The sequence below is a fragment of the Virgibacillus sp. MSJ-26 genome (assembly GCF_018918075.1).
In the GTDB taxonomy this organism is placed as follows: Bacteria; Bacillota; Bacilli; order Bacillales; family Amphibacillaceae; genus MSJ-26.
Genome location: NZ_JAHLPW010000001.1, coordinates 60103 through 74945, shown reverse-complemented (window position 1 = coordinate 74945; position 14843 = coordinate 60103). Strand labels below are relative to the sequence as shown.

General features: G+C 39.0%; 14 protein-coding genes. All 14 read right to left on the bottom strand.

The annotated features are described in order from the left end of the window. Positions 1 to 315: 315 nt before the first annotated feature. A complete protein-coding gene (locus tag KQI49_RS00335) occupies positions 316 to 711 on the bottom strand; it encodes a F0F1 ATP synthase subunit epsilon (RefSeq protein WP_216485693.1) in 396 nt (131 codons plus the stop codon). Between the two features lie 107 nt (positions 712 to 818). Beyond that, positions 819 to 2231 carry a F0F1 ATP synthase subunit beta gene (gene atpD, locus KQI49_RS00330; RefSeq protein WP_216485691.1) on the bottom strand — a complete coding sequence of 471 codons (1413 nt, stop codon included), beginning with the start codon at positions 2229 to 2231 and terminating at the stop codon, positions 819 to 821. A gap of 36 nt (positions 2232 to 2267) precedes the next feature. Then, on the bottom strand, positions 2268 to 3131 hold the full coding sequence (gene atpG / locus KQI49_RS00325; RefSeq protein WP_216485689.1) for an ATP synthase F1 subunit gamma: 864 nt from the start codon (positions 3129 to 3131) through the stop codon (positions 2268 to 2270). A 43-nt stretch (positions 3132 to 3174) separates the two neighbouring features. Further along, on the bottom strand, positions 3175 to 4686 hold the full coding sequence (gene atpA, locus KQI49_RS00320) for a F0F1 ATP synthase subunit alpha (RefSeq protein WP_216485687.1): 1512 nt from the start codon (positions 4684 to 4686) through the stop codon (positions 3175 to 3177). 18 nt (positions 4687 to 4704) lie between these two features. Beyond that, a complete protein-coding gene (locus tag KQI49_RS00315; protein WP_216485686.1) occupies positions 4705 to 5250 on the bottom strand; it encodes a F0F1 ATP synthase subunit delta in 546 nt (181 codons plus the stop codon). Further along, positions 5243 to 5773, bottom strand: a complete 531-nt coding sequence (gene atpF, locus KQI49_RS00310; protein ID WP_216485684.1) for a F0F1 ATP synthase subunit B — start codon at positions 5771 to 5773, stop codon at positions 5243 to 5245. The genes KQI49_RS00315 and atpF overlap by 8 nt, the downstream gene beginning before the upstream one ends. A gap of 156 nt (positions 5774 to 5929) precedes the next feature. Continuing rightward, the gene (gene atpE, locus KQI49_RS00305; protein WP_018930781.1) at positions 5930 to 6136 is read right to left on the bottom strand and encodes a F0F1 ATP synthase subunit C; all 207 of its coding nucleotides are present in this window, start codon (positions 6134 to 6136) and stop codon (positions 5930 to 5932) included. A 44-nt stretch (positions 6137 to 6180) separates the two neighbouring features. Next, positions 6181 to 6903 (bottom strand): F0F1 ATP synthase subunit A, encoded by a 723-nt coding sequence (atpB, locus tag KQI49_RS00300; protein ID WP_216485682.1) that lies wholly within the window; start codon positions 6901 to 6903, stop codon positions 6181 to 6183. A gap of 69 nt (positions 6904 to 6972) precedes the next feature. Then, on the bottom strand, positions 6973 to 7347 hold the full coding sequence (locus tag KQI49_RS00295; RefSeq protein WP_216485679.1) for an ATP synthase subunit I: 375 nt from the start codon (positions 7345 to 7347) through the stop codon (positions 6973 to 6975). 478 nt (positions 7348 to 7825) lie between these two features. After that, positions 7826 to 8473 (bottom strand): tetratricopeptide repeat protein, encoded by a 648-nt coding sequence (locus KQI49_RS00290; protein ID WP_216485677.1) that lies wholly within the window; start codon positions 8471 to 8473, stop codon positions 7826 to 7828. Between the two features lie 417 nt (positions 8474 to 8890). Then, on the bottom strand, positions 8891 to 11104 hold the full coding sequence (locus KQI49_RS00285; RefSeq protein WP_216485675.1) for a S8 family serine peptidase: 2214 nt from the start codon (positions 11102 to 11104) through the stop codon (positions 8891 to 8893). A 345-nt stretch (positions 11105 to 11449) separates the two neighbouring features. Continuing rightward, complete coding sequence (gene wecB, locus KQI49_RS00280) at positions 11450 to 12559, bottom strand: non-hydrolyzing UDP-N-acetylglucosamine 2-epimerase (protein WP_216485673.1); 1110 nt, start codon at positions 12557 to 12559, stop codon at positions 11450 to 11452. A gap of 64 nt (positions 12560 to 12623) precedes the next feature. Continuing rightward, entirely contained in the window at positions 12624 to 13253 is a 630-nt protein-coding gene (gene upp, locus KQI49_RS00275; RefSeq protein ID WP_216485671.1) for a uracil phosphoribosyltransferase, read from the bottom strand. A 344-nt stretch (positions 13254 to 13597) separates the two neighbouring features. Continuing rightward, a complete protein-coding gene (locus KQI49_RS00270; RefSeq protein ID WP_216485669.1) occupies positions 13598 to 14833 on the bottom strand; it encodes a serine hydroxymethyltransferase in 1236 nt (411 codons plus the stop codon). Positions 14834 to 14843 lie beyond the last annotated feature (10 nt).

Below are 14843 nucleotides of genomic sequence, written 5' to 3'. Positions count from 1 at the left end.
TACTCTTTGTCCGACAATTAATAAAACTTACTCGACAGGATATCATAAATATCATGAAAATCATTCACATTTCCCGGGAAATAGCCAAAAATATTATTCAATATTTTAAAATTAGGGACAAAAGTATAAAGCATCCACTTAAATGTACTAGCAGTCTTGCTACGTAGCTTACTGCTTAGAACCTTAGTCGGGTTGGGCGCTAGTTGGATAGTACCAACTCTAATATGATTTTTAACCATAAGGATTTTAATGTTATAGTTTCCTTAACTACAAAAAAAGACTTCCACATTAGGAAGCCTTCTTTTGCTATTTTTATTATTGTACGACATCTAGTCGATTCATTGCTCGTTTGAGTGCTAATTCAGCCCTATGGAAATCAATATGATCTTGTTTTGCTTGAAGTCTGTTTTCAGCTCGTTCTTTTGCTTCGCGAGCACGTTGGACATCAATGTCCTCCGGTTTTTCTGCTGATTGTGCGAGAATAGTCACTTTATCTGGACGCACTTCTAAGAACCCACCTGTAATGGCAAGTTTTTCAACATCATTTTCACGCTTTAATCGAACTGCACTGATTGACAATGGTGCAACCAATGGAATGTGGTTAGGTAAAATTCCTAATTCACCACTTTCAGCTTTACAACTAATCATACTGAATTGATCTTCCAATACAGGACCATCAGGAGTAACAACACTCACAGTTAGTGTTTTCAAAGAAACCCCTCCTTAGGCAGACTGATAAGCCGGTTTGATTTAAGTTCCCAGCTTTTAAGCACATGGCGATGCCTAATGAACATGCCATGTGCCTCATATCTGTCATATTATTCCATATCTTTAGCTTTCTCTAGAACATCTTCAATTGTTCCAACAAGGCGGAAAGCATCTTCAGGGATATGATCGTATTTACCTTCTAAAATTTCCTTGAAATCTTTAACTGTCTGGCTAACTGATACATAAGATCCTTTTTGTCCAGTAAACTGTTCAGCTACGTGGAAATTTTGTGAAAGGAAGAATTGGATACGGCGAGCACGAGCTACCGTTAATTTATCTTCATCAGATAGTTCATCCATTCCTAAAATAGCGATAATATCTTGTAACTCTCTATAATGCTGTAATGTACGTTGCACTGCTGTAGCAACTTCATAATGCTCATCTCCAACAACTTCTGGGTCAAGTGCACGTGACGTTGAAGCTAGAGGATCCACCGCTGGATAAATACCTTGCTCTGACAATTTACGGTCAAGGTTTGTTGTTGCATCCAAGTGAGCAAACGTCGTTGCTGGTGCAGGGTCTGTATAGTCATCCGCAGGTACATAAATAGCCTGGATGGACGTTACGGATCCTTTATCTGTTGACGTAATACGTTCTTGTAATTGTCCCATTTCCGTAGCTAGTGTCGGCTGATAACCAACCGCAGAAGGCATACGGCCTAGTAGGGCTGACACCTCAGAACCTGCCTGTGTGAAACGATAAATATTATCGATAAAGAGTAGAACGTTTTGTCCTTCTTCATCACGGAAATATTCAGCCATTGTTAGACCAGTTAGCGCAACACGCATACGTGCTCCTGGTGGTTCGTTCATCTGACCGAACACCATGGCCGTTTTATCAATAACGCCTGAGTCTTTCATCTCGTAGTACAAGTCGTTTCCTTCACGGGTACGCTCTCCAACACCTGCAAAAACCGAAATACCACCATGTTCTAAAGCGATGTTGTTAATCAATTCTTGTATAAGTACTGTTTTACCTACTCCAGCACCACCAAATAAACCGATTTTTCCACCTTTAATATATGGTGCTAGTAAATCAACAACTTTAATTCCTGTTTCCAAGATTTCAGTCTCGGTTGATAGATTTTCAAATTTAGGGGAGTCTCGGTGAATCGGATCCCTTCTTGTATCTGCTGGCAATGGTTCGTCAAGGTCAATATTGTCTCCTAGTAAGTTAAAGACACGTCCTAATGTCACTTCACCTACTGGTACTGAAATTGGCTTTCCTAAGTTTTCCACTTCCATACCACGCTGAACTCCATCAGTGGAAGACATCGCAATGGTACGTACTGTATTGTCACCAAGATGAAGTGCTACTTCTAAAGTTAGAAGATTGTCCTCGTCTTGGTTATCATCTGCTTTTATTTGGACAGTCAGGGCGTTATAAATTTCTGGTAGATTTTCATCGTCAAATTTAACGTCAACTACCGGTCCCATGACCTGTGTAACATGTCCTTTGCTCATCGATTTCCCTCCTAACTCACTCTCATATCGGTATACCTATTCTAGTGCAGCAACTCCACCGATAATTTCCGTAATCTCTTGTGTGATAGCTGCTTGGCGTGCCCGGTTGAATGACAATGTCAAGTCATCGATAAGCTCATCAGCATTATCTGTAGCACTCTTCATCGCCGTCATACGCGCAGCATGCTCACTTGCTTTACTGTCTAAAATTGCACCGTAAATCAAGCTTTCAGCATATTGTGGCAGTAACACTTCTAGAATTTGTTCTTCATTTGGCTCATATTCGTACTGGCTATCTATTGTTGATGCATTTTCACCAATGTCATCAATCGGTAGTAACTTCGATTGTGTCACTTGTTGCGAAATAGCACTTACATAGTGGTTATAAAAGAGGATTAATTCATCGATCTCTTCATCACTATATAATTGAACTGTTTCATTAGCTAATTCCTTAATATCAGCAAAACTCGGTTGATCTGCAAGTCCGATAATACTTTTCGTAACGGGCAGGCCTCTTTTTCGGCAAAAATCATATCCCATACGTCCAATAGCAATGATGGTGTATTCATCGGTGCTTGAGTGGTTTTCTTCAATTGTTTTATTCAATGATCTTAAAACGTTACTGTTAAAAGCACCCGCCAAGCCCCGATCAGATGTAATGACAAGATATCCAGTCTTCTTAATGTCACGTTTCTTAAGCATCGGATGTTCGGCATCTGAACTACTACCAGCAATATGAGAAACGACCTCTTTTATTTTTTCACTATAAGGAACAAAAGAACGGGCATTTTCCTCTGCTTTACTCATTTTAGAAGCAGATACGAGTTCCATTGCTTTTGTAATTTGCTTCGTATTCGTGGTTGAGTTAATTCTATTTTCAATTTCTTTAAGTGATGCCAAGCTATTTCACCACCCTTTCTACGACCGAAAAGTTAAGTTATCCTTACTTTTCAGACGGTAAAAATGTCTTTTTAAACGATTCGACAGCTTGATTCATTTCCTCTTCCTCAGCTAACTTTCCTGTTTCGCGGATATGATCAAGAATTTCTTTTCCATTTTGGTCTAGCCAAGTATGGAATTCATCTTCAAAACGAGTAACATCACTAACAGGGATATCATCGAGATATCCGTGAACGAGTGCATAAATAATCATAACTTGCTTTTCAACAACAAGTGGTTTATGAAGACCTTGTTTAAGCACTTCAACTGTACGTTCACCACGGTTTAGTTGGGCTTGCGTTGCTTTGTCTAGGTCTGATCCAAATTGTGCGAATGCCTCCAATTCACGGAAGGCCGCTAAATCAAGACGTAGTGTCCCGGCGACTTTCTTCATTGCTTTAATTTGTGCCGATCCCCCAACTCTGGAAACTGAAAGTCCAGGGTTGATTGCTGGTCTAACGCCTGAGAAGAATAGATCTGACTGCAAGAAAATTTGTCCATCAGTAATAGAAATAACGTTTGTTGGAATGTAGGCAGAGATATCTCCTGCTTGCGTTTCAACAAATGGCAATGCGGTTAAAGATCCGCCACCTAAGTCATCATTTAATTTAGCTGCACGTTCCAGTAAACGTGAATGGAGGTAGAATACATCCCCTGGGAATGCTTCACGTCCCGGTGGACGACGTAGTAACAAGCTCAGTTCACGGTAAGCAGCAGCTTGTTTAGATAAGTCATCATAAACAACAAGAACATGCTTGCCGTTATACATAAACTCTTCACCCATTGATACTCCTGCATAAGGTGCTAGATAAAGTAGTGGAGCTGGGTCAGATGCACCAGCAGAAACAACAATTGTATAGTCAAGTGCACCATAACGACGAAATGTTTCAACGGTACTACTTACAGTAGATTCCTTTTGTCCGATAGCTACATAAATACAAATCATATCTTGATCTGCTTGGTTCAATATAGTGTCAACAGCAACAGTTGTTTTACCTGTTTGACGGTCCCCAATAATAAGTTCCCTTTGCCCACGGCCAATTGGTACTAATGCGTCAATCGCTTTAATACCTGTTTGTAGCGGCTCATGTACCGACTTTCGGGCCATAACACCTGGTGCTTCGGCTTCGATTGGCCGAGTTTTAGATGTTTCAATCGGTCCTTGGCCATCAATTGGTTGTCCTAATGGGTTAACTACACGTCCAAGTAATTCTTCACCAACAGGAACTTCCATAATACGTCCTGTACGGCGAACTTCATCGCCCTCTTTTATATCAAGGTATGGGCCAAGGATGACAATACCAACGTTACTTTCTTCTAGGTTTTGTGCCATACCCATTGTTCCGTTTTCAAATTCAACAAGCTCACCAGCCATGACATTATCAAGACCATGAGCACGTGCGATTCCGTCACCGATCTCAATAACGGTTCCGACATCACTTACTTCAATATCTGAATCGAAAGTTTCGATTTGCTGTTTAATCAATTTACTGATTTCTTCAGCTTTGATGCTCATACCATTTCACCCCTATCATCAATTGTTTGCAGCGACAATTTTTTGTTCAATACGTTTTAATTTGTTTTTCACAGTCCCATCAAAGATTGTATTGCCAACTTGTACTTTCATACCACCAAGTAGGCCAGGATCTACAATATTCACGAGGTGAATGTTACTCTTATTAAAACGTTTTGCAAAAGTTGCTTGCAGTTCTGTTTGCTCAAGCTTTGACAGTTCGCGAACAGAGAATACTTTTGCTTCTGCAATCCCTTTTCTATCATTCACCAGCTGGATAAAATGATCGATAATGGCTAGTACCATTTCTGTACGGCTGCGTTCTACGAGCAATTTTAAAGTGTTTAAAACGTCAACATGCAAGCCTGTAAATGCCTCTTCTAGCAACTGGTTTTTTGTTTCATTTTTTATGCTTGGATGTTTTAAAAATGTATCAAGCTGTTCATTGTCGCTAAAAACGTCCTTAACAGTGTTCAATTCTTCAACATATTTATCTAATATGTTTTTTTCAATACCGAGTTCAAAGAGAGCATCTGCATACCGATTAGCTACTACTGCATCATGCATCGCTATCTCCTACCTCTTTAATGTATTCGTTGATCAACTTCTCTTGATCTTGTGCACTGATCTCTTTCTCAATGACTTTACTTGCAATCATCACAGATAATGAAGCAACTTTATCTTGAAGGGCTTGTAATGCCTTTTCTTTTTCGTTCTGAATATCTGCTTGTGCGGCAACTTTTAGTCGGTCAGCTTCTGCTCGAGCCGATTCGATAATATCGTTTTCTTGTTTAACACCCGCTTGACGAGCATCTTCAATGATCTTTTGAGCCTCTTGCTTCATTTGTTTAAGTTGAGCTTGAGCTTCTCGAGATGCTTCTTCAGCATCTTTTCGGTTTTTCTCTGCTTCTTCTATTTCATTAGCCACATAATTCTCCCGTTCTTCCATTTTACTCATTAATGGACCCCAGGCGAACTTTTTAAGAAGGGCTAATAGAATTAGGAAAAAGAACAACTGTGTAAGCATGTCTCCAATTCTTAAACCACCTACACTCACTCCAAGAGTTAACAAGTCAGTATAAAAATGCACAACGTTCACTCCTTTCGCTAATGGTTATCATTTTGCTTATAGAAACGTAACATTTTAAGTTTTTAGATTAGATTTTCTTTAATTTCATACATAAAGGAATGGCGAAGATTCGGGGGCTGTCCCTCACCTCGCCATATACCCTTTTGACTAAACGTATTACATAACCATAAATGCGATAACTACTGCGAAAATCGGAATCGCCTCAACTAATGCTACCCCGATAAACATTGTTGTTTGAAGAGCACCACGAAGTTCTGGTTGACGTGCAATCCCCTCAACTGTACGACTTACAATCATACCGTTACCTAAACCCGCACCTAATGCGGCAAGTCCAATTGCTATTGCTGCTGCTAAAGCTCCCATTTAAATTTCCTCCTTATATTTACCTAAAATATTATTTTTTTATTTTAATGGCTAGGATTCACTTTGTGTGAGATATATACCATTGTTAACATTGTGAAAATAAAGGCCTGAATTGCCCCGATAAAGAGACTAAATCCTTGCCACGCCATCATTGGGATGGCTGATCCAATAAATGCGAACACATTCAGTTGAGCCATTGATACGATAAGGCCTAACAGAATCTCTCCCGCATAAAGGTTCCCGAAAAGACGTAAGCCTAGGGTTAATGTGTTTGTAAACTCTTCAATGATATTAAGTGGTAAAAGAAATGGTAGTGGACGAATATAATCTTTTCCATACTCTTTAACTCCTTTTACTTTGACACCATAATAATGAGTTAGAACTATAACCATTCCTGAAAGGGTCAATGTAAGAGTAGCATCAGCGGTTGGTGACTTCCACCAAAGATTATCGCCTACCACCCCGACTGTGATAACACCAACAACGTTACTCACTAAGATATACGTAATCAATGTTAATCCAAGAGGTAAGAATACTTTACCCGTTTTCCAGTCCATCGTGTCGCCTATCATGCCTTTAACAAAGTCGACGGCCCATTCTAAAAAATTCTGCATGCCTGTCGGTTTCATTTGTAAGTTTCGACTGCCTATCACGGCAATGATAAAAACTATTGCTGAAACGACTATTATCATAAAGACGTTCGATAAGTTAAAATCAAGCCATGGTATCCCAAATGCACTTTCAACTATCGGTGCTTCATGTTCCACGTTGCTCACCTCTTTCCAAGCACAATTCTACCTTAATTACTTCCAAACATGAAAAACAATGTTTGGTTACTAATCTTTTTGGGAAAAGGTACGAATAGCAAAGTCTATCATTAAAACTATGTATGATGTACCTAAACCAACGATAACGCCTATGATGTCAATAACGCCTTCAAATCTCAAGGCGATAATGACAGCCAGTGCCGCTCCTGCTAAACGAGTGAAAGTGCCTATCCCAAGTGGGGAGCCACCCTCAGCAACCGCTTCGCCAAAGCGTCTGATCTTACGTTGAAGTACCCATAAATTATAAAAACTAATGGCACCCCCCAACAAAAGACCATTAAAAAAATTGGGGTAGGAACTAAATCCTGCTCCAAGGACAAAAATAGCTAAAAGGTAGAGCATCCATTTGCGCTGCCGAGTTATCATACTTTCATATTGCGACATTTTTCTATTCTTCTCCCAACCTCTTAAAACACTTATAAAAGTTTCTTTTTCAAGCTATTCCGGCAGAAAATCCGTTCCTTAAAGCTTTTACTTCCCTCGTGTGAGAAAAGTCACTGCACATGCTACTGAAATTGCTATAATTATTAATGGAAAATGGCGGGCTTTTTTACACAATTCTAATGAAACCCTTATCATTCCACACTAGACAAGTTTACAATAGCTATACTTGGATGTCAATTGGTTTATGAATTAACTTATGTTGAAATATGATAACTCATAATGTGACGAAAACCACATTATTTTGATAAATATTTATTTTTTAGAAAAATACTCTATTCCATTATAATAGAACTTTTTTCGATTAAAAGTGACATTTTTGTGAACATCATTTTTCAGTTAACATAATCACTTTAAATTTAAACATTATGCATCGCAAGTTATAGTCACATTCGTCTTACCAAAGCCATTATGTCAATGTTTATTGTATTTTATTGATTCTTTCTTTTAGATCTCTTAATGCACTTTCTGCACCTTCATTTTGGAAAGCCTCTTGAGCTTTGGTAAAGTTTTCAAGGGCCTCACTTATGTTATTATCTTTTACAGAGTTATCTCCCAAAGCCCGGTACACATAACCAATAACCATTTGATCTTTAGCGAGTTTTGCTTCTGCTAAGGCTATTTCCATAAGTTCCCTCGACTTCTTTAAGCTACCTATAGCATTATAAGTCATCCCTTGCTCAAAGTAGTTAGCAGAAAGTTCAAGATGAAAATCACCTTGTAGAGTCTCATAAATACTTTGTTCCTGCTTGAAATACGAGATTGCTTTATCTAAATTCACGTCCATGCGATAAATAATTCCTAGCTGATGAAGTACAATTGCTTCTTCCTCTTTATTACCCTCTTGTTCCGCAATTTTAAGCAACTGTGAATAAAGCTCACTTGCGTCTGTTAATTGCTTCATTTCAACTTTTACGAAACTGAGTCCATGTAGTGCTTGCTTATAAACAACTGTGTCTTTATCTGTCATTTTATCCAAGCATTGTAAATATAAAATTTCTGCCTGTTTTAAATGCCCCTGTTCAAAAGCGTTTAAAGCATTTTTAAGCTTTCTTGTAATATGTTGCATTTTTAAGTCACCTACTTTCTTTTTACTATGACTTCATTCTAATAGTCTCAACTTTCGCAGAATAAAATTAACAAATCCCCCCTTGGAATCATGGCGGCAGGATAAAAAACACACAGCACAGCTGACTTTTAATGAACTGACCATAAGAAAAATGGATTATCAAGTCCACAAAATTTTTATTACTGCGCATTATATATCTTTTGTTATAAGCGGCTATTTTATGATAGTTCAATGGCTGACCAAAGTTCAATTTTTTAGAATCAGCCCCATTTAAACAAATTGTCAAGAAGATATCAGACAATCTATAAGCTCAAGTCTAGTTCACTGATGCAAAAGTTGAATAACAGTAAATTAAGCAAAAAACATCCGCACGAGATTCGATACTTTGTTGATGTTTCGAATCTCGTGCGGATCATTTTAAGGTTCTATCGTAAGCATTGTTTCATAACTTTCATATTGTCCATCTTCAAGCTGAACAGTAACGATGGCGATATAATGCCCTGGATTTCCTAAGTCTGATTGTTGTAATTCACCTTCATTTAAACCTGAATCAACATTATTTAAATGTAAAAACTGCCGATCATAGACAAGTGTATCTGGATTATATAAATTGACGTCCACTGTTTTTGCTTGTTCGGTTAAATAGAGTTGATATTGATAGTCATCCTGAGACAGTTCTTTTAAGGAAAAGTTAAAGCCCATAACTTTTGGATGATCTGCCGTTTCATTAACAAATAAGTATGGAAGCTGATACGTTTGATCCGCGCTCTCCAAAGTAAGCCAATTTTGATGAATTCCTTCATCTAACAACTGGGGATTGACCTTTAATTCAATGGGGATAGTCTTTTTTTCTTTCGGTTTAACCATAAAAGTTTGAGGCAAATTAAAGTGTATCCCCCGTTCTTTTGTTGGGATTTGAAATGAATAGGTTTGCGTTTCATTCGTCTTATTTTCTACACTCAAGTCAGTTGATGTTGAACGTCTTGTTCTTGAAAACTCTCCAAATGATAAAGACGAATCATAGATAATGGTTGAAGTTTCAATCGCCTTTTTAATCTGTATGAGACCTGCGCCTTGCTCGATGGGATCAAGAGGTTTTTCATCAGTATCCATCATTTGTTTGGTCGTTGTTTTGAGTGCGCCATAAATTTGCTCGTTCGACCAGTCAGGACGCGCTTCCTTAACTAAAGCAATGGCCCCCGCAGCGTGAGGAGCAGCCATACTCGTTCCTTGTAATATTTGATAACCACCTGGCACTGTACTCAATATATCTGTACCTGGTGCTAAGATATCAGGTTTAATATCCCAATTTACTGTCACGGGGCCTCTTGAACTGAATTCAGCCACACCTGCTTCTTTTTCTTTGTAAACAGTTTCCAGATAAGACGTTTTTTGTTCGCTTTGATTTGCCAACCATTCACCATGTTCTTTAGAAATCAAAGCTACAGGAATTTCAACAGGATCTTTTTCGCTCGCTATAGAGCCTTGAATCGCTTCCTCTTCATTATTATAAATCAATACTGCAACTGCACCTTGATTTTCAGCTTTTTTTGCTAATTCATAAAAAGGAATGTCTCCCCGCTGAATGAGAGCAATTTTTCCAATAACTTTTTCTTTGTCTGTAGTAATAGGATAGTCTTTCGTTAAATCCCAAGGTGGAGAGCCGATAAAGGGCATCAGGGCAATGGTTTCATCTTCAATTGGTTCATGTAAAAACGGTAGATGTTTTAATTGTTCGGACGCACCTACGGAAAAAGCCTTGGTTGCTGTAGCTGGTGATCCAACAGTCCACGTATCTGGTCCACTGTTTCCATTCGCAATGACTACAGACACACCGAGTTCACTGGCCTTGTTGACAGCGACACTCGTCGGATAGTCAGGGCCGTTTACATCATTACCTAGGGATAAATTAATGATATCGACGTCATCTTTTATCGCTTGCTCCATCGCTGCAATAATATGTATTGATGACCCTACACCTCCTGGGCCGAGCGCGCGGTAAGCGTAAATATCAGCTTCAGGCGCCACGCCTTTTAAAGAGCCGTTTCCACCAATGATACCTGCGACATGAGAACCATGCTCCGTTGGAATGCCCTGTTCCGGCATTGTTTCCATAGGGTCTTCGTCCAAATCAACTAAATCATAGCCACCTTGATAATTTTTTTCTAAATCGGGATGGGTATAATCAATCCCTGTATCAATTACCCCAACTTTAACACCGCGTCCTGTATAATTTGTATCGTTTAACGTCTGGGGCAAGACGACGTGCTCATTATCTTGAAAGTCTTCTAAAGTCTCAATGGGAGGTTCAGGTTTTTGGTTATTTGTTGTTGTTTTATATGTTCGTTCAGGATGAATCGCTTGAACAAATTCCAGTGACGAGAGACGAGCCAATTTTTTGGGTTCTGCTTTAACTGCCAGACCATTAAATATCTCATCATAAACTGAAATAATCTCCACAAAAGGATGGTATGTTTCAAGGTATTCCGCGTGCTGATGAGGATCACCGTCTACTTCAATGATGATGGCCTCTAGGATGTTTTCCTTTTCATCTGATGGAAATGCTGACACTGGAGTGATGCCAAATAACAATAGTAAAATAGTAATAAAAATAAGAAATCGCCACCGCATAGTAAACCTCCCTTTTTATTTAGGGTGTAACGAAGCGGGCGATTTATGCTAGCATTTTTTAATTTTAGTTATTTTGTTAAAGTAAGAGGATATCCAGGAGGTATTTTTGATTCATTTACTTATGAACGACATCTTTTAAGGGTTTCTCATGAATCTTAGTCTTCATAAGCCCCATGAACGACATCTTTTAGTGAATTCTCATGAATCTCGGTCTTCATAAGCCTCATGAACGACAAATTTAAGTGGTTTCTCATGAATCTTGGTCTTCATTATGCTTACAGTAATTTTCCAATGTGTCTAAAGAAAAGAGACACCTATGATTTGGTGTCCCTCACTTTACTATTCCTAAAAATATTCAAGTATAGCGTCAACGATTCGCCTTGATGCTTCACCGTCCCCATATGGGTTAGCAGCTTTCGCCATGGCATCATGGGCTTTTTTATCTGATAATAATTCGTTTGCCATATTAAAAATAGTTTCTTCTTCAGTTCCGGCTAGCTTCAATGTTCCCGCGTCTATTCCTTCGGGACGTTCCGTTGTATCCCGAAGTACAAGGACTGGTACGCCAAGGGAAGGGGCTTCTTCCTGAATTCCACCGGAGTCGGATAAAATTAAGTATGCTTTTGACGCGATATTATGGAAATCGATGACACCAAGCGGTTCGATCAACTGAATGCGCTCATCGTCACCTAAAATCTCATCGGCAATCTGACGGACTTTTGGGTTTAAATGAACCGGATAAACGACATGCAGATCATCATGAGTCTCGACTAAGCGTTTAATAGCTCGAAACATTTGTTCCATATTTTCGCCTAAATTTTCTCGACGGTGTGCAGTCATTAAGACCAACCGCCGATCTCCCAATTGATTAAGTACGGGATGATGATAATCGTTAACCACCGTTGTTTTCAAGGCATCAATTGCTGTATTGCCCGTGACGTATATACTATCTTCAGGTTTATTTTCATCCAAAAGATTTTGCTTCGCTTGATCTGTTGGTGAAAAATGCATATCAGCAACGACCCCTGTTAAAAGGCGATTCATTTCTTCAGGAAAAGGCGAAAACTTATTCCATGTCCTTAATCCTGCTTCAACGTGTCCGACCGCAATTTGATTATAAAAAGCTGCGAGAGAACCTGCAAACGTTGTGCTCGTATCCCCATGAACGAGCACGATATCTGGTTTTGTATCTTTCATTAGTTGATCCAGACCCTCAAGCACCCGAGTTGTAATCTGAGCGAGCGTCTGATTTTGTTTCATGACGTTAAGATCATAATCTGGTGTAATTTGAAAAATATCCAGCACCTGATCAAGCATTTCTCGATGCTGTGCGGTAACTGTTACGATTGTTTCAATTTTATCCGATCGTTTATTTAACTCTAAAACGAGGGGAGCCATTTTAATTGCTTCTGGTCTTGTCCCGAAAATAGTCATTACTTTTATTCGTTCACTCATTACTATTTCCACCGCCAATTATAAACAATTCTAAATCAATACTGGTTGTAAGATTGTTAATTATTTACTTTGTACCAAATAAACGGTCACCAGCATCACCTAAGCCTGGTACAATATAGCCTTTTTCATTTAACTTATCATCCATTGCTGCCAAATAAATATCCACATCGGGATGTTCTTTATTAATCAATTCAACACCTTCAGGAGCTCCTACTAAACAAACGAGACGAATTTGTTTGGCACCACGCTTTTTCAATGAATGAATTGCATCATTGGCAGAGCCACCTGTTGCAAGCATGGGATCAAGTACAATCAGCTCACGTTCTGAAATATCTGATGGTAATTTTATATAATACTCTACAGGCTGTAATGTCTTAGGGTCGCGGTATAATCCGACGTGCCCCACTTTTGCTGCCGGGAGTAGATTAAGCATCCCATCCACCATGCCAAGTCCAGCACGTAGAATTGGAATGAGACCAATTTTCTTTCCAGCTAGAACACTGGCTTTTGTTTCCATCACAGGCGTTTCGACCGTTGTCTCTTGAACAGGTAGGTTTCGAGTAATTTCAAAAGCCATTAACATCGCCACTTCATCGACGAGTTCGCGAAATTCCTTTGTCCCTGTGCGTTTATCCCTGATATATGTTAGTTTATGTTGGATTAGTGGATGTTCAAGTACATGTACTTTTCCCATCTGATCGATCACTCCTTCAAATTAGTCGTATCCTTGAAATTGTACAGAAAAATATGGCGACATTCAAGAATTTCTCTTAAAAATCGTTATTTTTATAGGTATTCGGAAAATAATGGTTAAATTTAATATTAAAAAATCACCGCTCACGGAATATACTTGCTTTCCGTGGGCGGCTGATGAGCCTCGGCCCCCACTGGAGTCTCGCATATTCCATTCGCTAGTAAAAGTTCCCTTTATAAATTGCACATAAAAATCCGAATGGCCTTTTTATATAAATACGTCTTCTTCTTTTTATACCCTCAAACACATAAAAAATACTCCTTTCAAAAAAGGAGTATTCTAAACTATTCATAAAGTGGGAAATGTTTAGTTAAAGCAGCAACACGTTCTTCTACTTCAGCTAGTTTTTCCTCATTATCAGTATTTTTCAATGTCAATGCCATCATGCTTGCGATTTCTTTCATATCGTCTTCTTTCATGCCACGCGTCGTTACAGCAGCTGTTCCAATTCGAACACCACTTGTTACGAATGGACTTTCAGTATCAAATGGAATTGTATTTTTATTTGTTGTAATTCCAACTTTGTCCAATACCTCTTCAGCAATTTTTCCTGTCAAATCAAGTGGAGTCACGTCTAGTAAAAGAAGATGGTTGTCCGTTCCGCCTGAGACAATACGAATTCCCTCTGATACAAGTGCCTCACCTAAAGCTTTCGCATTATCAACCACTTGTTTAGAGTACGTTTTAAAATCATCCGTTAGCGCCTCTTTGAACGACGTTGCTTTAGCAGCAATCACATGCATTAACGGACCACCCTGCATACCAGGGAAAACTGTTTTATCAATTTGTTTACCGTATTTTTCTTTACATAAAATCATACCACCACGTGGGCCTCGTAATGTTTTATGTGTTGTAGTCGTTACAAAATCAGCATATGGTACCGGGTTTTGATGAAGACCTGTCGCTACAAGGCCCGCAATATGAGCCATATCAACTAACAAATATGCTCCTACTTCATCAGCGATTTCACGGAATTTAACAAAATCAAGCTCTCGAGAATACGCACTTGCACCAGTGACAATTAACTTTGGCTTAACTTCTTTTGCTTTTTCTAAAACAACATCATAGTCTAGTTGTTCTGTTTCTTTATCCACACCGTAATCAACAAAATTATAGAGTTTTCCACTGAAGTTCACAGGGCTTCCATGCGTTAAGTGTCCACCATGGTTTAAATTCATGCCAAGGACTGTATCGCCTTGTTCCAATATCGTGAAATAAACAGCCATATTTGCTTGTGCCCCTGAATGAGGTTGAACATTCGCATGTTCTGCGTCAAATAGTTGTTTAGCTCGATCACGCGCTAAGTTTTCGACAACATCTACATGCTCACAGCCACCGTAATAACGCTTCCCCGGATAGCCTTCTGCATATTTATTTGTTAATACAGAACCCATTGCTTCCATCACTGATTCAGATACAAAGTTTTCGGAAGCGATTAATTCGATTTTATCCTGTTGCCTCTTCTTTTCTGCCTGGATAGCGTCAAAAATTTCGGCATCGGTTTCTTGAATGTGCTTCATCTCTATTTCC

What these genes read in the sequence shown, in the direction of transcription:
- atpD (WP_216485691.1), bottom strand. Translation starts at nt 2,231, where the DNA reads ATGAGCAAAGGACATGTTACACAGGTCATGGGACCGGTAGTTGACGTT.
- atpA (WP_216485687.1), bottom strand. Translation starts at nt 4,686, where the DNA reads ATGAGCATCAAAGCTGAAGAAATCAGTAAATTGATTAAACAGCAAATC.
- KQI49_RS00315 (WP_216485686.1), bottom strand. Translation starts at nt 5,250, where the DNA reads ATGCATGATGCAGTAGTAGCTAATCGGTATGCAGATGCTCTCTTTGAA.
- atpE (WP_018930781.1), bottom strand. Translation starts at nt 6,136, where the DNA reads ATGGGAGCTTTAGCAGCAGCAATAGCAATTGGACTTGCCGCATTAGGT.
- KQI49_RS00295 (WP_216485679.1), bottom strand. Translation starts at nt 7,347, where the DNA reads ATGTCGCAATATGAAAGTATGATAACTCGGCAGCGCAAATGGATGCTC.
- KQI49_RS00290 (WP_216485677.1), bottom strand. Translation starts at nt 8,473, where the DNA reads ATGCAACATATTACAAGAAAGCTTAAAAATGCTTTAAACGCTTTTGAA.
- KQI49_RS00285 (WP_216485675.1), bottom strand. Translation starts at nt 11,104, where the DNA reads ATGCGGTGGCGATTTCTTATTTTTATTACTATTTTACTATTGTTATTT.
- wecB (WP_216485673.1), bottom strand. Translation starts at nt 12,559, where the DNA reads ATGAGTGAACGAATAAAAGTAATGACTATTTTCGGGACAAGACCAGAA.
- upp (WP_216485671.1), bottom strand. Translation starts at nt 13,253, where the DNA reads ATGGGAAAAGTACATGTACTTGAACATCCACTAATCCAACATAAACTA.
- KQI49_RS00270 (WP_216485669.1), bottom strand. Translation starts at nt 14,833, where the DNA reads ATGAAGCACATTCAAGAAACCGATGCCGAAATTTTTGACGCTATCCAG.